The 24380-nt window shown below is 66.1% G+C and carries 23 protein-coding genes; 12 read left to right on the top strand and 11 right to left on the bottom strand.

Annotation, left to right across the window (positions count from 1 at the left end; genetic code table 11):
• Nucleotides 1-105 precede the first annotated feature (105 nt).
• From epsC to uvrC, 3 genes are all read left to right on the top strand, one after another.
• Entirely contained in the window at nt 106-819 is a 714-nt protein-coding gene (epsC, locus tag C100_RS34985) for a serine O-acetyltransferase EpsC (RefSeq protein WP_024019706.1), read from the top strand.
• On the top strand, nt 819-1157 hold the full coding sequence (locus C100_RS34980) for a DUF2794 domain-containing protein (RefSeq protein WP_024019705.1): 339 nt from the start codon (nt 819-821) through the stop codon (nt 1155-1157). Before epsC ends, C100_RS34980 begins: the two co-directional genes overlap by 1 nt.
• Before the next feature lie 66 nt (nt 1158-1223).
• Entirely contained in the window at nt 1224-3137 is a 1914-nt protein-coding gene (gene uvrC / locus C100_RS34975; protein WP_024019704.1) for an excinuclease ABC subunit UvrC, read from the top strand.
• Between the two features lie 118 nt (nt 3138-3255).
• Here the strand turns inward: uvrC and C100_RS48290 are convergent, their stop codons facing one another.
• Nucleotides 3256-3663 carry a hypothetical protein gene (locus C100_RS48290; protein ID WP_161633910.1) on the bottom strand — a complete coding sequence of 136 codons (408 nt, stop codon included), beginning with the start codon at nt 3661-3663 and terminating at the stop codon, nt 3256-3258.
• A gap of 439 nt (nt 3664-4102) precedes the next feature.
• Between C100_RS48290 and C100_RS34970 the strand changes: the two genes are divergently transcribed.
• From C100_RS34970 to C100_RS34935, 8 genes are all read left to right on the top strand, one after another.
• Nucleotides 4103-5464 (top strand): NAD-dependent succinate-semialdehyde dehydrogenase, encoded by a 1362-nt coding sequence (locus C100_RS34970; RefSeq protein WP_024019702.1) that lies wholly within the window; start codon nt 4103-4105, stop codon nt 5462-5464.
• A 48-nt stretch (nt 5465-5512) separates the two neighbouring features.
• Entirely contained in the window at nt 5513-6247 is a 735-nt protein-coding gene (gene recO, locus C100_RS34965) for a DNA repair protein RecO (protein ID WP_024019701.1), read from the top strand.
• A gap of 89 nt (nt 6248-6336) precedes the next feature.
• A complete protein-coding gene (gene leuB, locus C100_RS34960; RefSeq protein WP_031309358.1) occupies nt 6337-7380 on the top strand; it encodes a 3-isopropylmalate dehydrogenase in 1044 nt (347 codons plus the stop codon).
• Nucleotides 7381-7464: 84 nt separating this feature from the next.
• Nucleotides 7465-7884, top strand: coding sequence for a hypothetical protein (locus tag C100_RS34955; protein WP_024019699.1), 420 nt, complete (start codon nt 7465-7467; stop codon nt 7882-7884).
• Between the two features lie 62 nt (nt 7885-7946).
• Nucleotides 7947-8945: a threonine dehydratase gene (locus C100_RS34950; RefSeq protein WP_024019698.1), complete on the top strand. Its 999-nt coding sequence runs from the start codon at nt 7947-7949 to the stop codon at nt 8943-8945.
• Entirely contained in the window at nt 8942-10150 is a 1209-nt protein-coding gene (locus tag C100_RS34945; RefSeq protein WP_024019697.1) for a trans-sulfuration enzyme family protein, read from the top strand. Before C100_RS34950 ends, C100_RS34945 begins: the two co-directional genes overlap by 4 nt.
• Nucleotides 10151-10181: 31 nt before the next feature.
• The gene (gene apaG / locus C100_RS34940) at nt 10182-10589 is read left to right on the top strand and encodes a Co2+/Mg2+ efflux protein ApaG (protein ID WP_024019696.1); all 408 of its coding nucleotides are present in this window, start codon (nt 10182-10184) and stop codon (nt 10587-10589) included.
• On the top strand, nt 10586-11377 hold the full coding sequence (locus C100_RS34935; RefSeq protein ID WP_024019695.1) for a LysR family transcriptional regulator: 792 nt from the start codon (nt 10586-10588) through the stop codon (nt 11375-11377). Before apaG ends, C100_RS34935 begins: the two co-directional genes overlap by 4 nt.
• 16 nt (nt 11378-11393) lie before the next feature.
• Here C100_RS34935 and C100_RS34930 read toward each other — a convergent pair whose 3' ends face one another.
• The 3 genes from C100_RS34930 to C100_RS34920 form a co-directional block, all read right to left on the bottom strand.
• On the bottom strand, nt 11394-12077 hold the full coding sequence (locus C100_RS34930; RefSeq protein WP_031309356.1) for a DUF2490 domain-containing protein: 684 nt from the start codon (nt 12075-12077) through the stop codon (nt 11394-11396).
• Between the two features lie 133 nt (nt 12078-12210).
• The gene (locus tag C100_RS34925; protein WP_024019693.1) at nt 12211-13839 is read right to left on the bottom strand and encodes an alpha-D-glucose phosphate-specific phosphoglucomutase; all 1629 of its coding nucleotides are present in this window, start codon (nt 13837-13839) and stop codon (nt 12211-12213) included.
• Nucleotides 13840-13915: 76 nt separating this feature from the next.
• On the bottom strand, nt 13916-14587 hold the full coding sequence (locus tag C100_RS34920) for a spermidine synthase (RefSeq protein WP_024019692.1): 672 nt from the start codon (nt 14585-14587) through the stop codon (nt 13916-13918).
• A gap of 190 nt (nt 14588-14777) precedes the next feature.
• Here C100_RS34920 and C100_RS34915 point away from each other — a divergent pair, with 190 nt between their 5' ends.
• The gene (locus C100_RS34915; RefSeq protein ID WP_031309355.1) at nt 14778-15236 is read left to right on the top strand and encodes a hypothetical protein; all 459 of its coding nucleotides are present in this window, start codon (nt 14778-14780) and stop codon (nt 15234-15236) included.
• Here the strand turns inward: C100_RS34915 and C100_RS34910 are convergent.
• The 7 genes from C100_RS34910 to C100_RS34880 all read right to left on the bottom strand — a co-directional run bounded on the left by C100_RS34910 (nt 15212) and on the right by C100_RS34880 (nt 24363).
• On the bottom strand, nt 15212-17002 hold the full coding sequence (locus tag C100_RS34910; RefSeq protein ID WP_024019690.1) for a hypothetical protein: 1791 nt from the start codon (nt 17000-17002) through the stop codon (nt 15212-15214). The two genes, C100_RS34915 and C100_RS34910, sit on opposite strands and share 25 nt — an antisense overlap.
• A complete protein-coding gene (locus tag C100_RS34905; RefSeq protein WP_031309353.1) occupies nt 16999-19116 on the bottom strand; it encodes a DUF4175 family protein in 2118 nt (705 codons plus the stop codon). Before C100_RS34905 ends, C100_RS34910 begins: the two co-directional genes overlap by 4 nt.
• On the bottom strand, nt 19113-20258 hold the full coding sequence (locus tag C100_RS34900; protein ID WP_024019688.1) for a BatA domain-containing protein: 1146 nt from the start codon (nt 20256-20258) through the stop codon (nt 19113-19115). Before C100_RS34900 ends, C100_RS34905 begins: the two co-directional genes overlap by 4 nt.
• Nucleotides 20255-21148 (bottom strand): DUF58 domain-containing protein, encoded by an 894-nt coding sequence (locus C100_RS34895; RefSeq protein ID WP_031309351.1) that lies wholly within the window; start codon nt 21146-21148, stop codon nt 20255-20257. The genes C100_RS34900 and C100_RS34895 overlap by 4 nt, the downstream gene beginning before the upstream one ends.
• A gap of 10 nt (nt 21149-21158) precedes the next feature.
• Nucleotides 21159-22148 carry an AAA family ATPase gene (locus tag C100_RS34890; protein WP_024019686.1) on the bottom strand — a complete coding sequence of 330 codons (990 nt, stop codon included), beginning with the start codon at nt 22146-22148 and terminating at the stop codon, nt 21159-21161.
• Between the two features lie 165 nt (nt 22149-22313).
• Entirely contained in the window at nt 22314-23012 is a 699-nt protein-coding gene (locus C100_RS34885; RefSeq protein WP_024019685.1) for a DUF4159 domain-containing protein, read from the bottom strand.
• Nucleotides 23013-23028: 16 nt separating this feature from the next.
• Complete coding sequence (locus tag C100_RS34880) at nt 23029-24363, bottom strand: TldD/PmbA family protein (RefSeq protein ID WP_024019684.1); 1335 nt, start codon at nt 24361-24363, stop codon at nt 23029-23031.
• Nucleotides 24364-24380 lie beyond the last annotated feature (17 nt).

Here is a 24380-nt window from a genome sequence, read left to right as displayed (position 1 = left end):
AGTTCCCCTTTGTACCGGAAAAGCTGCGCATTGGCGCGCCTCTGGAAAAAAGGATGCCAGGGCCTTATGTAGGCGAAACCAGAGGCAGGATTTCAGGGACGCGGGATGCTGGGCAATCTTATTGCTTATATCGATTCGGTGAAGGCGCGCGATCCAGCGCCGCGGTCCCGTGCGGAAATCCTGCTTTATCCCGGCCTGTGGTCGCTCGCCTTTCATCGCGTCGCCCATCGGCTCTATCGCGCGCGCCTGTTCTTCCTCGCTCGCGTGGTCAATCATATATCGCGCTTCCTGACGGGGAACGACATTCATCCGGGCGCGAAGATCGGCAAGCGCTTCTTCATCGACCATGGCTTCACCGTCATCGGCGAAACCGCCGAGATTGGCGACGATGTGACGCTGTACCAGAATGTCACGCTGGGCGGGACCGATCCGGCCAACGGCATTGCCGGCAAGCGGCATCCGACCCTGTGCGACGGCGTGATCGTCGGTTCGGGCGCGCAGGTGCTGGGGCCGGTTCATGTCGGCGCGCGCGCGCGCGTCGGCGCCAATGCGGTCGTGACCAAGAATGTGCCCGAAGGCGCGACGATGGTCGGTATCCCCGCCCGCCAGATGCTGGTCGACGTGACCGCCTATCAGCGCGATTTCGTACCCTATGGCACGCCTTGTTCCGATTGCTTCGACCCGGAAAAGCAGAAGCTGGAAATGCTCCAGTGCGAGGTCGAGCAGTTGCAGAAGCGGCTGGCCGAACTGATGGCCGAACGGCAAAAGCCGCAACTGCCCGACGCCGATGAACTGTTCAAGGATCGCGGCCGGGCCTGATGACCAATGTGACGCCGTTTCCCGCGGTATCGCCCGGACAGGTGGGTTTCGAGCGGCTGGAGTTGCAGCGGATCATGGACCTTTACGGCCGGATGGTTTCCGCCGGCCACTGGCGCGACTATGCGATGGATATGGGCCGGGAGGCAGCGGTGTTCAGCGCCTTTCGCCGGTCCGCCGAACGCCCTGAATATCGGATCGAGAAACGGCCGGCCCTGCGCCATCGGCAGGGCATGTGGGCGCTGGTCGGGGAGGGCGGGCACATCCTCAAGCGCGGCCCGGACCTGCATAATGTGCTGGCCCCGGTCGAGCGAAAATTGCTGCGGATCGTCAAGGAATAGGCGCGACGCGGAGCCGCGCCTGGGACCGCCCATTGCGATTGTCGCCAGCGCCGCTATCTCTGCCCCATGTCCTCCCCCCAATCCCCCGACCGTTTCAACGAAGACAAGGCGACCTATACCGTCACCGGCAGCCAGCCCGATATCGACACGGGTGTGGAGGCGATCCGCACGGTGCTCAAGACGCTGCCGATCCGCCCCGGCGTCTACCGGATGCACGATGCGCGCGGCGACGTGCTCTATGTCGGCAAGGCGCGGGCGCTCCGGAACCGCGTCGCCAACTATACCCAGGTCGATCGCCTGCCGCGCCGGCTCCAGCGCATGGTGGCGCAGACCCGCAGCATGACCATCGTCACCACCAACAGCGAAGCCGAAGCGCTGCTGCTGGAGGCGCAACTCATCAAGCGCTACCGCCCGCCCTACAATGTCCTGCTGCGCGACGACAAAAGCTTCCCTTTCATCCTGCTGCGCGAGGATCACGCCTTTCCCCGCGTCCAGAAGCATCGCGGCGCGCGCAAGGCGAAGGGCCGCTATTATGGCCCCTTCGCCAGCGCCGGATCGGTGACGCGCACCATCAATGCGTTGCAAAAGCTGTTCCTGCTCCGCTCCTGCACCGACAGTTTCTTCGCCAACCGTTCGCGCCCCTGCCTGCTCTACCAGATCAAGCGCTGCTCCGCCCCCTGTGTCGGCCGCATCGACGAAGCGGGCTATGCCGAACTGGTGAACGACGCGCAGGATTTTCTGGGCGGCAAGTCGACCGAGGTGCAAAAGAAGCTGGGCGCGACCATGCAGGCGGCGGCCGAGGCGATGGATTTCGAGCAGGCGGCGGTGATCCGCGACCGGCTGAAGGCGCTGACCTTCATTCAGGGCAGCCAGGCGATCAATGCCGAAGGGCTGGGCGACGCCGACATATTCGGGCTGGCGGAAAAGGGCGGAGCGATGTGCATCCAGGCCTTCTTCATCCGCGGCGGCCAGAATTGGGGCCATCGCAGCTTCTTCCCGGTCCACACCGCCGACGTCGCGACGGAGGAAGTGCTGGAAAGCTTCATGGCGCAATTTTACGAGGAAGTGCCGCCGCCCAAGCTGATCCTGACCGACCGCGAGCCGGCCGAGTGCGCACTCATGGCGCTGGCGCTGACCGAACGGATCGGCAGCAAGGTGCGGATCGAGGTGCCCCAGCGCGGCGAGCGCACCCGCCTCATCAAGCAGGCGCAGCGCAACGCGGTGGAGGCGCTCGACCGGCGGCTGGCCGAAACCACCAGCCAGGGCCGCATCATGGACGATATGGTCGAGGCTTTCGGGCTGGAGGGCGTGCCGGACCGCATCGAAATCTACGACAACAGCCATATTCAGGGCGCCCATGCGCTGGGCGCGATGGTGGTGGCGGGGCCGGAAGGCTTCCGCAAAAACGCCTATCGCAAGTTCAACATGAAGAACCCCGAAATGTCGAACGACGATTTCGCGATGATGCGCGAGATGTTCGAGCGCCGCTTTGGTAGAGCGCAGAAGGAAGACCCGGACCGCGACGGCGGCGAATGGCCAGACCTTGTCCTGATCGACGGCGGCAAGGGGCAGCTCTCCGCCGCGCGCACGATGCTGGAGGAAATGGGGATAGAGGACGTCACCATGATCGGCGTCGCCAAGGGACCGCATCATGGGCGTGAGGGGCGGGAGGTGTTCCACCTGCTGGACGGCCGCGAAATCACCTTCCCCCTCAACCATCCGGTGCTCTTCTACCTCCAGCGCCTGCGTGATGAGGCCCACCGCTTCGCCATCGGCGCCCACCGCGCCAAGCGCAGCAAGGCGATCACCGTATCGTCGCTGGACGAAGTGCCCGGCATCGGCCCCGCGCGCAAGAAAGCGCTGCTGATGCACTTCGGCACGGCGCGGGCGGTACGAGACGCCGCGCTGGACGACCTGCAACGCGCGCCCGGCGTATCGAAGGCGGTGGCGCAACAGGTCTATGACTATTTCCACGGGTGATGGGTGACGGGCGCGAATGGGGTGGCGTAAATGGGTGGGGAGCGGACTGCGGGTTTCGGAACGCCGTAGTTTGAAAACGGACGCTTTAGCGTGACTGCCTCTTATCTCTAAACCGACGCTAAATTGCATAGGCAATCGACGTGGGTAGAGCGATGATCAGATAGACTATCGGAGCCAAAAGTCCCCATGCCAATATAGCCGCAAAATCGCCCCGCCCTGGATTGCCATGAATATTTGGATTATAATTTTCGGGAACCGGCGTGGGGAATAATAAGACATAAAGCGCCAATGAGAGAAAGATAATCGGAACAAGCCCAAGCCGAAGCAACCACCATTGCAAGGGAAATCGTTCCCCAAAAATTGTGCTGAGCAGATAGCCGAGGCCGAAGATCACTAGTGGTGGAGCCAATATTAGAGCGGTCACAGAGCAGCCTCGGGCAATTACCTTACCATGATTATAAGTGGATGACGGGTTTGGCGAAACCATTTCCATCCGCAAATTTCCAAAATGCTCGTCCGCAGTCATTCCCGCGCGTCAGGCCGGGCTCGACCCGGCATCCCGCTGCCTTCTCGCGCATATCCGAACACAGCCTCTACAAATGTAGGATTTTCTCTGATCTATCCTGTGGGATGAACCGCTCACCCTGCTTTCCCGCACCGTCACCGTCACCGCCGCGCAACATGCGTGACCCCGGTGTCGCGCAACCATGACCCCGATGGCGCGTCAGTGGCGCGTCAGGGGCGCGTCAGTGGCGCGTCAGTGGCGCGTCAGGGGCGCGTCAGTGGCGCGTCACTGTGACCCACCTGTAGCGTCCCTGTAGCCTCCCCGTAGCAATTGGCCCCAAAACCGCGCATTTCGACGCACAAGAACGGTGTGAACTTCGATGCTGTGAACGAGTTGTGACCGTGCAGGGGCGGCGGCCGCCGCCATCCCCGTCCTCATTTCCCCACCCCCGGAGTCGTCCATGAAAAGCATCAACCCGGCCACCGGCGAACAGATCGCCACCCATGAGGCGCTGACCGAGGCACAGGTCGACGCCGCGCTCGACCGGGCGACGGCGGCGTTTGCCAAGTGGCGGCTGACCGGCCTGTCGGACCGCACGGCGCTGCTTTCGCGCCTCGCCGACGCCTATCATGCCAATCGCGACACGCTTGCCCGCATGGCGACGCAGGAAATGGGCAAGACGCTCAAATCCGCGCTGGCGGAGGTCGATAAATGCGTCGCCGCCTTCCGCCATTATGCCAGGCAAGGCCCCGCGATGCTGGAGGGCGGCAGCATCGCCCTTGCGTCCGGCGGCCGGGCCGACCTGGTGTGGCTCCCGATCGGCCCGGTGCTGGCGGTGATGCCGTGGAATTTTCCTTATTGGCAGGTGGTCCGCTTCCTCGCCCCCTGCATCCTCGCGGGCAATGTCGGCCTGCTCAAACATGCCAGCAATGTGCAGGGCGTCGCCGCGCTGATGCAGGATATGATGGCGCAGGCCGACGCGCCCGAAGGCCTGTTCCAGAATCTCCCGATCCGCTCGGACGCGGTGGCCGCGATCATCGCCGACGACCGCGTCGCCGCCGTCACCCTGACCGGCAGCGAGGGCGCGGGCCGCGCGGTCGCGGAGCAGGCGGGCAAGGCGCTCAAGAAAGTGGTGCTGGAACTGGGCGGCTCAGATCCGTTCATCGTCATGCCATCGGCCGACCTGGACGCGGCGGTCGGCCAGGCGGTCACGGCGCGCACGCAAAATACCGGCCAGTCCTGCATCTGCGGCAAGCGCATGATCGTCCACGCCGATATTTACGACGCCTTCCTCGCCAGATTTTCCGCCGCCATGGCAGCGGTGAAGGCAGGCAATCCGCTGGACGAGGGCACCGACATGGGGCCGCTCTCCAGCGCGGAACAGCGCCGCACCGTGCAGGACCAGGTCGGCAGGATGAAGGCCGCCGGCGCCACCCTGATCGGCGGCGAGACGCCCGATGGTCCCGGCGCCTTCATGCGGGCGGGCATCCTCACCGACATGCCCGCCGACCCGGCGCTGATGGGGGAGGAGATTTTCGGCCCCATCGCCATGGTGTTCAAGGCGGCGGACATGGACGAAGCCATCGCCATCGCCAACGCCATCCCCTTTGGCCTGGGATCGTCGGTGTGGACGCGGGACGCCGATGAAGAAGCGCGCTTCGTCCGCGACATCAATGCCGGCATGACGGCGGTGAACCAGATGCTCGCCTCCGCGCCCGAAGCGCCCTTCGGCGGCGTTAAACGCTCGGGCCATGGCCGCGAACTGGGTCCGTTCGGCCTCCACGAATTCATGAATCTGAAGAGCGTCTATCGCGCCGCATGACTGACGAATAAACGAGGCAACCGACCCTGATCCCGCTATGGCGACTTCATGCCCAGCCTCTCCACCGCCGCGATCGTCTGCGCCGTCCGCCATCATGGCGAACATGGCGCGATCGCGCGGCTGCTGACGCCCGACCATGGCTTGGTGCCCGGCTATGTGCGTGGGGGGCGGTCGCGGGCCATGCGGCCGATCCTGCTGCCGGGGAACGCGGTAAAAGCCGATTTCCGCGCCCGGACCGAGGATCAGCTGGCCGGCCTCACCGTCGAACTGGCCCACAGCCGCGCGCCGCTCCACGCCGAACCGCTGCCCGCTGCCGCGATCGACTGGAGCTGCGCGCTGACCGCCGCCGCCTTGCCGGAGGAGCAGGCCTATCCCGCGCTGCATCAGGCGCTGGACGGCTTGCTGGACGCGGTGGAGGCGGCCCCGGCCGCGCGCGGCTGGGCGGTGGCGCTGGTGCGCTACGAACTGCTGCTGCTGGCCGAACTGGGCTTCGGCCTCGACCTGACGCGATGCGCCGCGACCGACAAGGCTCAAGACCTCGCCTTCGTCAGCCCGCGCAGCGCCGCGGCGGTCAGCCGGGCGGGGGCTGTCGGCTATGAAAGCCGCCTGCTGCCGCTGCCCGCCTTCCTGATCGAAGGCGGCATGGGCGATTGGGGCCAGATCCTCGACGGGCTGCGCCTCACCGGCTTCTTTCTGGAGCGTTCGGTCCTGACCGACCGGCGCGCCGACGTGCTGGCGGCGCGGGAAAGGCTGGTCGAGCGGCTGAAAAGAGCGGTTGCCTAAGCGGCCTTCCTTCTGCAAAGGCCTGCCCCCATTGTACGCGCTTTTCTTTCAATAAGCGGCATCGAAGCGATAAATAAGGAATGAAGCATATGTTGATCGCCCTGTTCCCCGGTGACGGTATCGGCCCCGAAATCGTCGCACAGGCAAAGCGCGTGCTCGATGCGCTGGGGATCGACGGACTCACCTATGAGGACGGTCTGGTCGGCGGCGCGGCCTACAAGGCGGTGGGCCATCCGCTGCCGCCCGAAACGCTGGACCTGGCGAAGCGGGCCGACGCCATCCTGTTCGGCGCGGTGGGCGATCCCGACTGCGACGCGCTGGAACGGCATCTGCGCCCGGAACAGGCGATCCTTGGCCTGCGCAAGGAACTGGGTCTCTTCTCCAACCTGCGCCCGGCCAAGGTGTTTCCCGAACTGGCGGGCGAGTCCGCATTGAAGCCGGAAGTTGCCGCCGCCATCGACCTGCTGATCGTGCGCGAAACCAATGGCGACGTCTATTTCGGCGAAAAAGGCTTCCGCACCACCGCTGACGGCCTGCGCGAAGGCTATGACGTCATGTCCTATAACGAAGCCGAGGTGCGCCGCATCGCCCATGCCGGGTTCCAGGCGGCGCAGGCGCGGCGCGGCAAGCTCTGTTCGGTGGACAAGGCCAATGTGCTGGAAACCAGCCAGCTCTGGCGCGACGTGGTGATCGAAGTGTCGGCCGACTATCCCGACGTGGCGCTCAGCCATATGTATGTCGACAATGCCGCCATGCAGCTCGTCCGCAACCCCGGCCAGTTCGATGTCATCGTCACCGGCAACCTGTTCGGCGACATTCTCTCTGACCAAGCGAGCATGTGCGTCGGCTCCATCGGGATGCTCGCCTCGGCGACGCTCAACGGCAGCGGGCAGGGGCTGTATGAACCGATCCACGGTTCCGCGCCCGATATCGCCGGCACTGGCAAGGCCAATCCGCTGGCGACGATCCTTTCGGCGGCGATGATGCTGCGCTATTCGCTGGACCTGCCCGCGCCGGCCAACCGGATCGAGGCGGCGGTGGCGAAGGCGCTGAGCGAGGGCGCGCGTTCGGCGGACCTGGGCGGCGCAATGACGACGGTGGAGATGGGTGATGCGGTGCTGGCCGCGCTATGATCTTTCGGCTCGTCGCATAAGCGATGGAAAAATTTAAGTTTTGCGGCCCCATGTCGTTTAAATATAAAAATGGGGTCGCTTATTATGAAATATGATTTGGCGCGGGATCATGACGATCTGCGCGTGACGATGCGGGAGTTTGCGCAACTCCTGCAACGGTCCAACGTGGAGGACATGCCGGAAATCGCCCGTCGCCGGATCGTCTTTTCCCAGTTGTTCCGGGAACATATGGGGCGGGAGGACGCCGTTGTCCGGGGTGCCGGCCCGGCGCTGATGACGCCGGAAGCGACGAAGGCCGTGCGCGAACATGGCCGCGCCATGGTCGCGCTGTTCCTGCGCTATAGCGACCATATCAAATGCTGGACCCCGGCGCAGATCGTCAATGACTGGCAAGGTTATCGTGACGCGGTGCTGGCCCTGCAAGATGCTCTCTATGAGCGAATGGAGTGGGAGGAAGCGCATCTGCATCCCTTTTTCGCGACTATGCCTCGCAAGGCGGCGTGAACGGTCCAATCCGACGGCATCGGTCCTGTCGCCGGGCCTGACGGATCGATACAGGCGACAGGATGACCGACCTGTCACTCGCTTCGCTTCGTGCGGCCGCCGCCATGGTTCATGCCCAGGTGCCGCCCACGCCCCAATATGCCTGGCCGCTGCTGGCCGGGCGCACCGGCTGCGAGTTGTGGGTGAAGCATGAGAATCACACGCCCACCGGCGCGTTCAAGGCGCGCGGGGCGATCACCTATATCGACTGGCTGCGCCGCACTCATCCCGACGTGACCGGCATCATCACCGCCACGCGCGGCAATCACGGCCAGGCGCAGGTGCGCGCGGCGCGGGCGGCTGGCCTGGCCGTCACCATCGTCGTGCCCCATGACAATGCGCTGGAGAAGAACCGGGCGATGCGGGCCTTTGGCGCCACCCTGATCGAACATGGCCATGATTTCGACAGCGCCAAGGCGGAGGCGCTGCGCCTGTCCGAGGAACAGGGGCTGTTCATGGTGCCGGCCTATCATGGCCAACTGGTGCGCGGCGTGGCGAGCTATGGCCTCGAACTGTTCGACGCTGTGCCGGACATCGATACGGTCTACGTGCCCGTGGGCTGCGGGTCGGGCCTGTGCGGCACGATCGCGGCGCGTGACGCGCTTGGCCTCAAGACGAAAGTGGTCGGCGTGGTTTCCGCGCATGTCGATGCCGCCAAACTGTCGTTCGAGGCGGGCCGCCTGATCGCCAGCCCCACCGCCTACACCTTTGCGGACGGCGTTGCGGTCTGCACGCCGGTCCAAGCCGCGCTCGACTATTTCGGGCCGCGCGCCGACCGTTTCGTCGCGGTCACCGACGACGAGGTGGCTGGGGCGATCCGTATCTATTGGGAAGACACGCATAATCTGGCCGAAGGGGCGGGCGCTGTCGCGCTGGCCGCGCTGATGCAGGAAAAAGAGGCGATGCGCGGCAAGCGGGTTGCGGTAATCCTGTCGGGCGGTAATGGCGACAGGAGCCAGATGGCCGAGATATTGGGCGGCGCGACGCCGCGCGTGACGATGGATATGCGGAAAGCGATATGAAGCGGAAGAGCGGGCAGAACCCTGAAATCACCAATAACTGGAAGCCGGCGACGCTGGCCGTCCGGGGCGGCACCGCGCGCACAGAATATGGCGAAACGTCGGAGGCCTTGTTCCTGAGCAGCGGCTATTGCTACGATCGGGCCGAGGATGCCGCCGCGCGCTTTGCGGGCGATCAGGTCGGCATGACCTATAGCCGCCTTCAGAACCCCACCGTCGACATGCTGGAACAGCGCATCGCCCTGCTGGAGGGGGCGGAAGCGTGTCGCGCTACGGCCACCGGCATGGCGGCGATGACAGCCGCCCTGCTGTGTCAGCTTTCGGCGGGCGACCATGTCGTCGCTGCGAAGGCTGCGTTCGGCTCCTGCCGCTGGCTGGTCGACACGCTGCTGCCCAAGTTCGGGATCGAAACGACGACTATCGACGGGCGCGACAGTGCAGCGTGGGAAGCGGCGGTGAAGCCCAATACGAAGGTCTTCTTCTTCGAGACGCCGGCCAACCCCACCATGGACGTGGTGGACATGGCCGCCGTCTGCGCCATCGCAAAGGCGCATGGCGTCACCACGGTCGTCGACAACGCCTTCGCTACGCCCGCGCTCCAGCGGCCGATGGAATTTGGCGCGGACGTCGTCGCTTATAGTGCGACCAAGATGATGGACGGGCAGGGGCGTGTGCTGGCCGGCGCAATTTGCGGGACGCGCGACTGGATCGACAATGTCCTGCTGCCCTTCCACCGCAATACCGGGCCGACGCTCAGCGCCTTCAATGCCTGGGTGGTGCTCAAGGGGCTGGAGACGCTGGACCTGCGCATCCGTCGCCAGAGCGAGAATGCGCTGAAGGTTGCACGCTTCCTTGAAACCCGGTTGCCGAAAATTCTGTGTCCCGGTCTCCACAGCCATCCTCAGCATGATCTCGCCATGCGGCAGATGGAGGCGGCCGGGCCGATCTTCTCGCTCTATGTCGGTGGCGGCCGGGCGGAGGCCCATGGCCTGCTCAACGCGTTGGAACTGGTCGACATCAGCAACAATATCGGCGATTCCCGCTCGCTGATGACTCATCCGGCCTCCACCACCCATTTCGGCATGGCCGAGGAAGCCCGGCTGGAGGTCGGCATCACCGAAGATATGCTGCGCCTCAATGTCGGCCTGGAAGATCCGGACGACGTGATCGCCGATTTCGATCAGGCGCTGCGTGCGATAGGGCGTTGACGGAAAGGGGGGCAGGGCGCATCTCTGGGCCATGACGACCACATTCGCGCTCTTCCCATTCCATGCGACGACGCGCGACATCGGCGTGCACGTGGCCGTCACCTATCTGCCCGAACAGTCGGAGCCGGACCGGGGCCGATGGTTCTGGGCCTATCATATCCGCATCGAGAATATGGGCGAACAGCCGGTCCAGTTGTTGACCCGACACTGGGTCATCACGGACGGGCGGGGTGGACAGCATCGGGTCGATGGCGATGGCGTCGTGGGCGAACAGCCTGTGGTGCAGCCGGGAAAAAGCTATGATTATGTTTCGGGCTGTCCGCTGGGTACGCCCACCGGCTCGATGAAGGGGGCCTATCGCATGATCGGGCTGGACGGAGAGACGTTCGAGGTGGTGATCCCGCATTTCGCCCTGATCGCGCCGGCGGTGGCCGAATGAAGCGCACCCATTTGCCGCTCAACGGCCTGCGCGTGCTGGATGCGGCGGCGCGGCATCTGTCCTTCACCCGCGCGGCGGACGAACTGGCGGTCACCCCCGCGGCGGTCGGCCAGCAGATTCGCGCGCTGGAGGATATGTTGGGCGTCGTCCTGTTCCGCCGCACGCCCAAGGGGCTGGAACTCACGCCGGAGACGCAAGCGGGTCTGGACGCGCTGCGCGCCGGATTTCTGGAATTCGAGGAAGCGGTCCGGGCGATGCAGGCGGGCCAGTCCAGCAGCGCGCTCACCATCGCCGCGCCGCGCGACATCACCGCCAAATGGCTTCAGCCGCGGCTGGCGGCCTATGCGGCCACGCAACCGGATCTCACTTTTCAGCTAATTGCCGCCGATGAGGCTTTGGATTTCACCGAAGCCAATCTGGATATCGCCCTGCGCCTGACCGACGGCGCGGGCGAGCATGAGGGCATCAAGACCGGCGAGGCGGCCTATGTGACGGTCGAGGCGGCAGCGGGCGGCCCCGACCAGCGCATCGACTGGCCGGGCTGCCCGGCGGGGGACAAGCCCGCGACGATCCGGGTGGCCGATGGCGGCCTGGCGATCGAGGCTGCGGCTAACGGGTTCGGCCGTGCGCGGGTGCCCTTGTTGCTGGCCCAGGCCGACATCGCAGCCGGAAGGGTGCGGCAAGTGGGCGATCGGACGCCGACCCTGCTCGCCTATTGGCTGATCGCGCCGCTGCCGCAATGGCGGCAAAAGAAGGTCAAGGCGCTGGTCGAGGCGCTCACCGCATAGCCGGATCGACCGCCCGTCAGTGGCGGAAGAACAGGGTCACGGACGCCACATGGTTGATCCGCCTGTCGCCGCCGCTTTGGTTGATGAGCTGGTTGAGATAGCCAACCTCCAGCGTCGATGCGCCGGGCAGGCTGACCTCTGCGCCAACGAAGCTGCGAAGCTGGTCGAAGCCGCTCTTCGCCCCCCAATCGGTGTCGTTGAGCGCGACGAAGCCCTCGGCATAGACCAGTGCGTTGAACGCGTCGCTGCCGGCGGTGAGGGGCTTTTCATAGCGAATCATTTCGCGCAAGCGCCAGCCCATGTCGTCGCCGTCGGAACGCCAGCGCTGTTCAAGCCGGGTGCGCGACGATAATTCGCCGCCCCAGGGCTGGCCCAGCGTCCAGTTGAGCTGCTGAAAGCTGCGTTCCTCATTAACGTCCTGACCGCCGTCGATCGGCAAGACGATATGGGCAAAGCCCTGATAGAGGGTGAGGGAAGGCGAAAATTTCCAGCCCAGCGCGCCACGGAATAAAGACTGGTCTATGCGCGAGACGCCATCGCCCGCGCGCGGCTGGATTTCGGCGAAATAGACCAGTTCATCCTTCACCGACCCCATCGCCGTCAGGTTCAGCCAGAATTGCTCATCCTCGCTGGTCGCGGCGCGCGCGGGAGCGGAAAGCAAAGCAAGGCAAGCGGAGAGACAGAGGGCACGACGTCGCATCAGATTTCCTGGCGGGCGAAAAGGACAAGCGGCCTGATGGCCGCTCGCGCTTCCTAAAGGCCATGCGTTTCCGGCTTGTTTCCAGGCTGTTAGTTTGCGTTGGGCTGTTCGCTCGAAACGATCGAACCGGGCTTCAGGTGATGACGCTCGGTCTGTCCATACCGGTGAAACCGGCGATGTCCGCGACATCCTGCGCGGCGGCGATCAGCGGGGCGAGCGCATCGGCGGTGTCGAGGCCCAGATCGCCGTCCGGTCCCACATAACGCTCGATATAGACGCGCAGCGTCGCGCCTTGCGTGCCGGTGCCCGACAGGCGGAAGACGATGCGCGATCCGTCCTCGAACAGGATGCGAACACCCTGGTTGCGGCTGACCGATTGGTCGGTGGGGTCGGTATAGGCGAAATCGTCGGCGCTTTTCACCGTGCCGGCGCTGTTGGTCGTACCGGGCAGATCGTCGAGCTTGCCGCGCAGCGCCGCCATCAGCGCGTCGGCGTGATCCTTGGCGATCGCCTCATAATCATGGCGGGCATAATAGTTGCGGCCATAGGTCGCCCAATGGTCGGCCATGATCGCGACGACGCTCTGCTTGCGGACAGCGAGGATATTGAGCCAGAGCAGCACCGCCCAGATGCCGTCCTTTTCCCGTACATGGTCGGAACCGGTGCCGGCGCTTTCCTCGCCACAAATGGTCGTCATTCCGGCGTCGAGCAGATTGCCGAAGAATTTCCAGCCGGTCGGCGTTTCGTACAGTGGCACCCCCAGCTTTTCCGCGACTCGGTCGGCCGCGCCACTGGTTGGCATGGATCGCGCGATGCCCTTGAGGCCCGCCGCATATCCCGGCGCCAAATGGGCGTTGGCGGCCAGCACGGCGAGCGAATCGGACGGCGTGACGTAACAATGGCGTCCGATGATGAGGTTGCGGTCGCCGTCGCCGTCGGACGCCGCGCCGAAATCGGGCGCGTCGGACGCCATCATGCGCTCATATAATTGTTTGGCATGGACCAGATTCGGGTCGGGATGATGATGGCCAAAGTCGGGCAGCGGCGTGCCGTTCATCACCGTGCCTTGCGGCGCGCCCAGACGTCTTTCGAAAATCTCCACTGCATAGGGACCGGTGACCGCGCTCATGCTGTCAAAGACAAGGGTGAAGCCGCCCGCGATCATCGCCCGGATGGCGGCGAAATCGAACAGGCTTTCCATCAGATCGGCGTAGAGCGCAACCGGATCGACCACCTCAACGGTCATGTCGCCGATCCGGCTGGTGCCGATGATGTCGATGTCCACATCGTCCGCGTCGATGATCTTGTAGCTGTCGATCGTCAGGGTGCGGGCGTTGATCGCGTCCGTCACCTTTTCCGGGGCGGGGCCGCCATTGCCGATATTATATTTGATGCCGAAATCCTCGTCCGGCCCCCCAGGATTATGACTGGCCGACAGGATGAGGCCGCCAAAGGCGCCGGCGGAGCGGATCAGGTGCGATGCCGCAGGCGTCGAGAGGATGCCGCCCTGGCCGACCAGCACCCGGCCGAAACCGTTGGCGGCGGCCATTTGGAGCACCGTCTGGATGACGTCGCGATTGAGGTAGCGGCCGTCGCCGCCGACGACCAGCGTCTGGCCCGCAAATCCCTCCAGACAGTCGAACACCGACTGGATGAAATTTTCGGCATAATGGGGCTGCTGGAACACGCGCACCTTCTTGCGCAGGCCGGAGGTGCCGGGCTTCTGGTCGGTGAAGGGGGTGGTCGATCGGGTCTGGATCATGCCGGCATCCTTTGGAACATCATGTCGGTGGAAATCTCTCTGGCGCGCACTGCCGCACCCTGGCCATGCAGCATGTTCAGCGCTTTTGTGCAAACCAGATGACATGGCGTGGGCCTTTGCCATTGTCGCGGGCGCGAACCGCCACTTCATCGACGGCGAAACCGGCGCCCCGCAGGCGCCGGGTGAAGGCATCGTCCGATCCGGCGGACCAGATGGCGAGAATACCGCCCGGCTTCAAAGCCGCGCGCGCGGTTTCCAGTCCATGTCCACTATAGAGCCGGTCATTGGCCGCGGCGGTGAGGCCGTCGGGGCCATTGTCGACATCCAGCAGGATTGCGTCATAGCTGCCACGACCGGCGGCGATCACAGTGACGACATCGTCCAGGACGAGGGTGACGCGCGGATCGTCGAGGCATCCGGCCGCAAGCTCCGCCATGGGGCCGCGCGCCCATTGGATGATTTCGGGCACGAGTTCGGCGACGGTCAGCCGCGCAGTCGCGTCAAGCGCCCCCAAAGCGGCGCGCAGGGTGAAGCCCATGCCATAGCCGCCGATCAGCAGACGCGGCGCGGCGCGGCCCGTCAGCCGCTCGATCGTCATGAGCGCGAGTTGCTTTTCCGATCCGCTCATCCGGCTGCTCATCAATTCATTGCGCTCGAGCACGATCATGAAATCCCCGCCTCGTCGGTAGAGCTTCAGTTCCTGCCCGCCTGGCACGGCGGCGGACCCCAGATATTCGCGCGGCGTCATGACGGCTGTTCCTTACACGATAGTTCGATTAGCGGCGCATGGCAGCTTGGCTTCCGTCGCGCAAATGCTACAGGCGGGCGCGGGCGCCGTTCATGGCTTGGCCCCATCGCCGCCGGGATGCTATCGGCGCCCCGCCGGCGGCAGGTGATCGCCGCCACCGACCCGAATCTGGACAGGCTTGTTCTTCATCATGCGCTATTTTCTCGATACCGAATTCAACGGCTTTGGCGGGACGCTGATCAGCGTCGCCCTGGTGCCCGAACATGGCGACCAGGAATGCTATGTCTCGCTGCCGTTGCCTGATGAAATCGAGCCATGGGTCGCGAGTCACGTCGTTCCCTATCTGCGCCATGTGCCACCAGGCATCGACCATGAGCTGGAGCGCGCGGAAGCCGCCGACCTGGTCGCGACCTATCTGGCCGGCGACGCCGATCCGGTCATCATCGCCGACTGGCCGGAAGATCTGGCGCATTTCTGCGCGCTGCTGGTGACCGGGCCGGGACGCATGGCGGGGATTGATTTCGGTCTGAAGCTGGAACTCATCAATGCCGCCGGGTTCAGTGCGGCGGCCAACAGCCGCGTGCCGCACAATGCCCTGCACGACGCGCGGGCGCTGCGCGACTTCTATCTGGTCGACCGGGTCGGCTGACGGGCGAGGCGGCTGCGTTCCAGCCACCACAGCAGCGCGCTGGCCACCAGCCAGCCGAGCAGAAACGGCCATGCCGCGCCGGGGCGATCCTCACCCTTCGGATCGGCCGAGCCGTCACCGCGCAACATCAGCGTGGCGTCGCGATCCCGCGCGGCGCGCATGACCGGCAGGGCGGTGGCGGGCTGGACGTAAAAGGGCGTCGCATCGTCCTTGCTGCGCAGGACGTGCCAGCCGGCGCTGGCGGGCCAGAAGGCGGCGCAGCCGCTGATCGGGATCAGGCGCGCGGCCCCGCCATCGGGCCGTTCGACCCGCGAGTCGTCGGTCAGTCTGCACAGCGTCATGCGCTCGCCGGCCCAATGGACGCCCTCGATCGCCGGCGGAGCGGCGGCAGGACGAACCACAGCGCCGAGCAATGCGCGCCACCATTGGTCGTGCAGCAGCCGATGACCGGTCAGGGTCAGGGCATAGCTGTCAACACCCGTGAAGAGCGCCATGCGCCCCACGCCCAGCGCGCGCCAGACCGCGAGCGGTCGATCGCCGGCGTCCCGCAGCAACGGCACGGTGTCGGCGCCCGCCGGAATGGCGGCAAGGCGGCTGACTTCCGGCAACAGCGTATCGGGAAGCGTCAGATCGCCCGGCATGTCGGGGTCGGCTATCCCCGCGCGCGTGCGGGCGATGGCCGCGGCAGGCGGCTTGGGCAGGGCGAGCGGGGCGAGACCGGCCTGGCCGGTAAGCACAAATCCCAGTGCCTGCCATTGGGCGCGGGTGGCGGCGTCGAGCGGGCCGCTGGGACGCAGGATCAGGCCCAGCCCCTCCCGCACTGCGGCAAGCAGTGCGCTCCGTCTCGACCCGAGCGCCGCCCAACTGCGATCGTCCAGCAGGACCGCGTCGAACCGGCGCAAGGTCGCGCCGTCGATGGACACCGGCGGATCGCCCAACTGGACCCCGCCGCCCGCGCTCATCTGCGTCGTGACGGCAAAGCCCGCGTCCGTTGCCCAGCGACGCAGATATTTGACCTCTGGTCCGGGCGCGCCGGCCATGATCAACAGGCGTGGCCTGGCGCTGTCCTGCACGATGACGGGGACAACGGCTTGCTCCATGGTGGGGTCGCCGTTGCGCAGGCGCAGGCGGAATTCGGCCGCGCCCGCCGCGCGGGCGGTGCCGCTCAGCGTGAAATGCCCTTGTGCGTCCGGCTTGGCGCTGTCGGTCACGCGTCCTGCGGGATCGATCAGCTCGACTTTGGCCTCGGCCAACCCCTCCAGCGTGCCGCCTACCGGGAACGCCGCGCCCGGCGAAACGGGAGAAGGCGTGGCAAGATAACGGATACCATTGCGGAGAGGGGGTGGAGTGAAGCGGACCGCAAGCCCGGCCGCCGCCGGCAGGTCGCGGGGGCCTAGTCCCTGGCCGAGCAACTCTATCGTGCGCGTGGCGGGGTGCCGGCGCAGCGCGGTGGCGAGGTCGGGCACAGCCTCTGCGCCCACCATATCCGAACCGGGCAAAGCAACCAGCGGCGCGCCGCCCTGGGTCGCGGCCAGCCGGGGCGCGCCAGCGCTCGCCACGCGCAGCATATCGCTGCCGCCGCTGACGGTCGGCGGGAACAGGCCAAGGAACAGGAGGAGCGCACAGACCGGCTGAAGCAGCAGGAGCAGGATGAGGCGCGTGAGGGAAGCATATTCCCCCGCCGCGCGATGCCAGAGCAGGAGGCGGAGGGCCGCAATCAGCACGGCAAGGCCAAGGATGGCGGCGACGATCAGCCGGATGGTCATTGCCGCCCGCCCTCGATCGCGCGAAGATAGCGCGCCCCCGCCGCATCGCCGCCACGCCGCCGCGCGGGTTGGCCGAGCGGCCGTTCCATCGCCGTCCAGAGTTGCGCGCGCAGGCTTGCCCGGCAGGCGGCGCAGGCAGGATCGCGTCGGACGGCGTCGATCGCGCCGGTGAGCGCCAGCGCGTCCGGCAGGCGGTCGGCATGGGTGCGCGCCCATTGTTCGAGTGGGGCGAGGTTGACCGGACCGCGGATGGCGTCCGGTCCGCTACCCAGCGCCCGCCACGCCGCGGCGGCCGGGCCATCCTGCCGCTCAACGGGGGTAAGGTCCAGCGTCCGGTTGGCCAGCCCCTCGCGCTTGCCCGTCATGCGGCGCGTCGGGTCGATCGGCGGCAGTTCCGGCCCGACGCGCGCCAGGAAGATGCGGGTCGCCTGCTGCACTTCCTTGATGAAGCGCAGCGCCTTGTAGGCGAAGGGCAGGGCCTTGTCGGGATGGCCCTGGCGCAGTTCGCGTTCGGATTGCCACATTTCGTCAACCGCCTGTTTCAGGATGGCGCGGGTTTCGGGGTCGAGGCTGGAGGCCGGAGAATCGTCGTGCGGATGCCCGAATTTCGCGAGCACATCCTCGGGCGCGCCGAAGCCGACGCCTGGCTGTTGCGGCGGTCCGCCATGATCGTGGCCGTCGCCGTCATGATGCCCGTCCGCATCGGCGGTGGGGAGTTCCGGCTCGCCTTCCTCCTCGCCGCCCAGAAACTGACTGTAGCGCCCGCGCAATATCCGCTGGTCGCCGCCGATCGTGGCGGATCGGCTGAGATAGCGGTCGGCGGACAGGCGGGATTTTTGCTTGATGAGCGCTTCGGCGTCGATGATGATCTGGCGCTGGCTGCGGAAATAGGCGGGAAGGGTGGTGTTCACCATGCCTTCCAGGCCGCCGCTTTCCGGCGCCTTGGCCGATGGCCAGCGCAGGATCAGGCTTGGTCCGCGCACTTCCTGTGGTGACGGGCTGCGATTGTCGCGGACGATGAGCTGGACGACCATGTCGCCGCCCGCCGAAAAACCGAAACGGGAAAAGTCGAGTGGCGGCGCGAAGCGTCTGTCACGCGCCGGTCCGCTCCCGCTGATCGCAATCTCCCGCTCGCTGAACGTCACATTCTCGCCCTCTCCAATTGCCAGCGTGATGCGCAGGCGGGCGGTGGCGGCGACGCCATAGTCGTCCGTGACGGTAAACACCGGCGTCCAGCTCCGCTGTCCCGCTTTGACCAGGGTGAGGCCGGGAGTGATCGCCTTCACCTGCGGCGGCGCATCGGCGACCGCGTCCACCCGATGCAGCGGCGGGGTGGGGCCGCGCCCCGTCGCCGGATCGACGCGATAGAGGAAAGAGGCGTCCAGCGTGCGGCTGGCGATCCAGTTTGCGCCGTCCCGGCGCAGCGCCAGCGGCTTGCCCGATAGCATGGCCAGATGCGGGGCATCCGCTTGCGGATCGAAACGGAGCGTCCATTCCAGCCGGGCGCCCTGTGGCGCACGCGCATCGAGCGAGGCGGAATCGCGCGCGGGAAGGCCGGTATAGGCGGGCGGTATGATGCGCAGATTCTGCGCGCTGAGCCGGGGGACACCCGGCCGGGCGGGCGTGCCTTCCTGGCTGGGGGCCAGGGTCGGCGGCCCTTCCCCGGCGCGCGGCCAGAGCCACGCGGCGGCGACGATTGCGATCGCGGCGAGCGCCAGCACGAGCATTGCGTTACGGGACCAGCCGGGCGCGAGCTTGTCGGGCGTCTCACGATCCAGCCTTTCGGCAATGCGGGCGCGCTGAAGCGATTGGAGCGGCGACAATGATGGCGCCTCTGCGAAGAGGAGCGCGCTGCTATCCTCCAGGTCCGGGCGTGTCCGGTCGAGGCTGCTGGTCAGCCAGTTCCGATCGAAGCGCGCGGCCCGCCGACGGGCGATCAGGACGGCGGCGGCAAGGCCGAAAGCGACCAGCATGGCTGCTGCCCATGGCCCGGCCAGCCGTCCTCCAATCGCGGCGGCGGCGATCAGCACCGGCAGCGCCAGCGTCAGCGTGTCGATGAAGCGACGTTGCCGTGCCGGCGCGACCCAGCGGCTGAGGATGGCGTCGCCGCTCATGGCGCGATGCTCCGCCTGCGCCTGGTGGCGACCCAACGCTCGGCGATCAGCAGCAGCGCGATCAACATCGCCAGCCAGGGCTGAAGCGACCGGGGCGGCTGGGTATATCGGCGACCGCCGGTCAGCGGAGCATAATCGACCGCAGCGACGCGCGCGGGGGCGGGAACCGGCTGGACGATGGCGCGCAGTTGCGTCGGAAACGCCGGTTCAAGCAGCACGGGCATTTGCGCGGGCGTCAGGGGGCGCGTGAAGCGCAGCAGGCGACCCTTGCCCATCGGCATGGCGACCGCCAACGGCGCGCCCTGCGTGTCGCGCCAGACGGGCACGGTAGGCGGGGCGGAGGCAAGGCGAAGGTCGCTGCCGGCAAGCAGCGTGCCGCCCTGCTCCACCCAGTCGCGCACATTGTCGGGCAGCGTCCCGCTCGCGAGCCAGACCAGCACATGTCGCGTGTCGGGCAGGGGCGCGTCCAGCATCGCGGCGTCAAGCTCCACCGAACGCCCGGCCGGTAGCCATGCCGCCATGACGGCGCGAAGATAGCGCAGCGCCGGGCGGTGCGCGTCGTCATGCCGGATGGCAAGGACTGGCGGCGGCGCGGCGCTCTGTTGCGGGGCCGGCATGGCGCCGGGGACGATGCGCCATATCACCTTGCGCGACAGGCGCGGACGCTCCGCATCCGCCCCCTCGATAATGGTCGGCGTGATGATGGTGAGCGGGGTTGCGTGCGGAAGTTCGGCGTCGAGCTGGCGGATCAGGCTGGCGAGAGGGAGCCGCGTCGTGGTTGGCGTTTCGTCGAAGTCGGGGAAGCCGGGAGCGAGCCAGTGCAACCGCTTGCCCTTGATCAGGGCGCGGTCGATATCAGCGCCGGGCACGACGGCGATATAGGGGCGCTCATCGGCCGCGCCGAACAGCACCGGGTGCGCCAGCCACAGGATGGCGAGCGCAAGCAGCAGAAGCCGCAGCACCAGCAACGGCCATTCGTCGAAGCGCAGGCGCGAACGCGGCCGGGGCTTTTGCCGCAGCCAGCGCAACGCGGCGAAATCGGTCGGATGCTGTTCGCTGCGCCGTGCGATATGAATGATCAGCGGCACGATCAGGGCGACCAACGCCGCAAGCGCACCGGGAAGGAGCAAGCCCAGGCTCATGCATATTCCGCCGCGCCATGGGCCGAAAACAGGCGGCGCAGGGGGAGATCGACCGGCTCGTCCAGAATATGAGCGGCGTGGCGGATGCCGATGGCCTCAAGCCGACCATGGAGCAGATCGCGAGCGTCGGCGAAACGCGCCAGGAATTCGGCGCGCAACGCCGCGCCATCGGCCAGCAATTCTTCGCCCGTTTCCGGGTCACGAAAGCGATAGCCGCCGTCAAACGGGAAATCCCGCTCGGCCACGGTCAGCATCTCGATCACCAGCGTCTCGCGCCCGGCGGCGGCGAGCTTTTCCGCCAGCGCTACCGCGCCCTCATCGAAACAGTCCGACAGGAGGATGACGAGGTCATGCGCGCCGATCCGCTCCCAGACCGGGCCGAGTTGCGTTGCGCCGGCAAAGCCGCGCGCGGGGCGCACGGTCAGCAGGTCCAGCAGCAACCGGTCGCGCTGGCGCAGACCCGTCGCGGGTGGGAGCATCGCCAGCCCAGCGTCGCTCAATGCCATGAAGCCGAAGCGATCGCCCTGTTTCATCGCCAGTTCGCCGATGGCGGCGGCGATCGCCCTGGCGGCGTCTAGGCGGCTATAGTCGGGGCGGGCGGCATCGGCCTGACCCATGGAGGCACTGGCGTCGATCAGTATCCAGACCGCGACCGGGCTTTCGCGCTCGGCCTCCCGCACGAAAAATTTGTCGGACCGGGCGTAGAGCTTCCAGTCGATCTGACGCAGTTCGTCACCTGGCTCATAGGCGCGATATTGGGCGAATTCCAACCCTGCGCCCCGGCTGTGGCTCTGGTGCAGGCCGATGCCATGCGCGCCCACCGCCCGGCGCGTGACGAGGCGCAGGCCGCGGAGCCGGCTGCGGACGTCTGGGGGAAGGAGGTCGGTCATGGCCGGCTGGTCAGGCGAGCGGGACGGCGCGGACCAGCGCTGCGACCACATCATCGGCGCTGCGCCCTTCGGCTTCGGCCGCGAAGGAGAGGAGCAGGCGATGACGCATCACCGGGGCGGCGAGGGCGGCAATGTCATCGCGCGTAGCGGCGAGGCGGCCGTGCAGCAGCGCGCGCGCCTTGGCGCACAGGATCAGCGCCTGGCCGGCGCGCGGACCGGCGCCCCATTTCACATATTTGCGGATATCCTCCGGCGCGCCGTCGCCGGGGCGGCTGGCCCGGACGAGCCGCGTGACCCAGGCGAGCAGATCGTCGCTGAAATGCACGTCGCGCACCAGGCGCTGGAGCGCCAGCACTTCTTCACCCTGCATGACGGTCGGGACGACGCCGCTGTTTGCGCTGGTGGTCTGGGCCAGGATGGCGCGCTCTTCCTCCTCCGTCGGATAATCGACGCGAATGTGGAGGAGGAAGCGGTCGAGTTGCGCTTCGGGCAGGGGGTAGGTGCCGGCCTGCTCCAGCGGATTTTGCGTCGCCAGCACGAAGAACGGGGCGGGCAGGCGGTGAGTGACGCCGCCATAGCTGACGGTCTTTTCCTGCATCGCTTCCAGCAGCGCCGCCTGCGTCTTGGGCGGGGTGCGGTTGAGTTCGTCGGCCAGCAGCAGGTTGGTGAAGACAGGCCCTTGCTGAAAGCGGAAGCTGCGATGGCCGGTGCCATGATCCTCCTCGAGCAATTCGGTGCCGAGGATGTCGCTGGGCATCAGGTCGGGGGTGAACTGGACGCGGCGGAAATCGAGCTTGAGCGCGTCGCCCAGCGATCGGACGAGCAGCGTCTTGCCCAGGCCCGGCACGCCTTCCAGCAGGCAATGGCCGCCCGCGAGCAGGCCGATCAGCAATTGTTCGACCACATCGGTCTGGCCGACAATCGCCTGCCCGATCGCGGCCCGCAAGTCGGTGAGCCGCGCGAGGCGGGCCTGGATATCGGCTTCGGTAATGTCGGTCATGCGGGTTCCTGTAGTTGACCGGCGATTCCCGATCCTCCCCTGAAAGAGGAGGGGGACCGCCAGCGAAGCTGGTGGTGCAGGGCTGTCAGCCTGTCGTAAGGGTGACGCCCTCCGTCCGGCCTTCGGCCGTCCACCTTCCCTTGCAGGGGAGGGTGATTCTGCGCCTCACACCGATAGCGCGTACATCACGATATTGACCGCGAACCTGGTATTGTCCTCGGCCAGGAAGCGTTTGTTGCGCCAGTCATAGTCCCACTCGCAGCCATAATCCTTGTTGCTATAGAGCAGGGCGAGGCGGCCATTCACCTCTACGCCCTTGAGATATTCATGGACCAGATCGTCGCCCCAGCCATTGAGTTCGAGGCCGGTATTCGGCGGCCCGTCGAACTTGAAGAAGCTGCGGTAGATGCCGTGCGTCTTGGGCAGCTCCTTCAACGCATTGGCGCCGAATATCTTGGCTATCTGCGCTTCGAAGGAGCGCGCGAAGAGGCCGTCAATATCATGGTTGCAATCGTCTACCATGACGAAGCCGCCATTGCGGACATAACGCTCGAAATTGCGCCGCTCGGCAGGCGAGAATTCCACCAGCTTGTGCCCGGCCATATAGCAGAAGGGCGCGGTCAGCATTTTCGGGTCCGACAGGGCGATCACATGCTCCTGAGGATCGACGCGCAACGTCGTATAGTCGATCAGCGAGGTGATGATGTTGGAGGGGGCGCGCTGATCGACGTCCCAGTCGCCCGAATCATACCGCAACCGCGTGAACCAGAAATCATAGCCCCCGGCGGCGGCGGCGAGCGGCCGGGCCAGCAACCCGCTGGCCAGACCGCCCGCCATCAGCCGGAGGAAATCACTTCGCGTCATGCCGCGCGGCCCAGCTTCACACCGCGTCGGACAGCGAGGTGAAGGTGAAGTCGCGCAGCTTCATCGGCGGGATCACCATGGTCGTGTCCGATTCGTCGCTTTTCACCCGCACGGGCTTGCCGAACTCCTCGACATTGTTGAGCATGATGACCGGGCTTTCGTTGAACCGGAAATTCTTGATCGGATATTTGATCTGGCCGTTCTCAATATAGAAGGTGCCGTCACGGGTCAGGCCGGTCAGCAACACCGTCTGCGGGTCGACCATGCGGATATACCAGGTGCGTGAGACCAGGATGCCGCGTTCGGTCGTGCGGATGAGGTCGGCGGTCGATTTGGTGCCGCCCTCCATGATGATGTTACCGAACTGCGCCTGTTCGGGCTTGCCCTGCTTTTGCGCCCAGTAGCGGCTGTAGTTCATCGTCATCAGCTTGCCATTCTGGATGATCGGCATTTTCTTGCGGGGCAGGCCGTCCTCGTCCCAGGGATAGACCGCCGCGCCCGGATAGGCGGGGTCGGTGAACATGTTGACCTGAGGCCCGTAGACCTGCTCGCCCAGCTTGTTGCCGCCGCCCTTCTTCGACAGGAAGCTGCGGCCCTCGTCGGCCGAGCGCGCATCGAAGAAATACATCATGAAGGCGACCAGGCCAGCGGCCGCGGCCGGTTCCAGGATGACGGTATATTTGCCTGGCTCCAGCGCCTGCGCGCCGGCCGAAGCGCTGGCCTTGCGCATGGCGACGCGGATGTCCTCGCCCGCGTTGAACTGGCTGACATCCTGCACATTATGCCCGACCCAGCCCGAACCCCGGCCGTCTTCTGTGCGGACGGTGCAGGTATAGTCGGAGCTGGTCGCGGTCTGATAACCGTAATTGCCCTTGTTGTTCATGAAGGCGACGAAACCCGCCTGATCCTCCAGATAGCCGGCCGCGATCAGATTTTCCGCACGGCAAGGAGCGATCGAGTCGGTCGCGACCTTGGCGCGATAGGCCGGGTCGATGCCGGCGGTCGATGCGCTGAACGTGTCCGTCTTCATATAGGTCTGGCTGGGCACGGCGGGCATGAATTCGGGATTTTCCGGGGCCAGCTTCGCCAGTTCTTCGGCCCGGCGCACGACGCGTTCCAGCGCCGCGTCGTCGAACTGATTGATCGTGGCGGTGCCCACCCGCTTGCCGAACGCCACCTGCACACCAAGCTGGATGTCGTCGGTGACGCCGGCGGTCGATACGTCGTTGCGGGCGAAGCGGACATTGCCGCGGGTCGCGCCGGTCAGTTGGGCGGTGCATTCGTCCGCCTTGGAAAAGCCAACGACCTTGGTCAGGATGGCCTTGGCCTGCGCTTCGGGAAGGATGCTCATAATCTTGTCTCCTAAAG

It is taken from the genome of Sphingobium sp. C100 (assembly GCF_000508185.1).
Taxonomy (GTDB): Bacteria; Pseudomonadota; Alphaproteobacteria; order Sphingomonadales; family Sphingomonadaceae; genus Sphingobium.
This window is presented reverse-complemented; position numbering and strand designations above follow the sequence as displayed.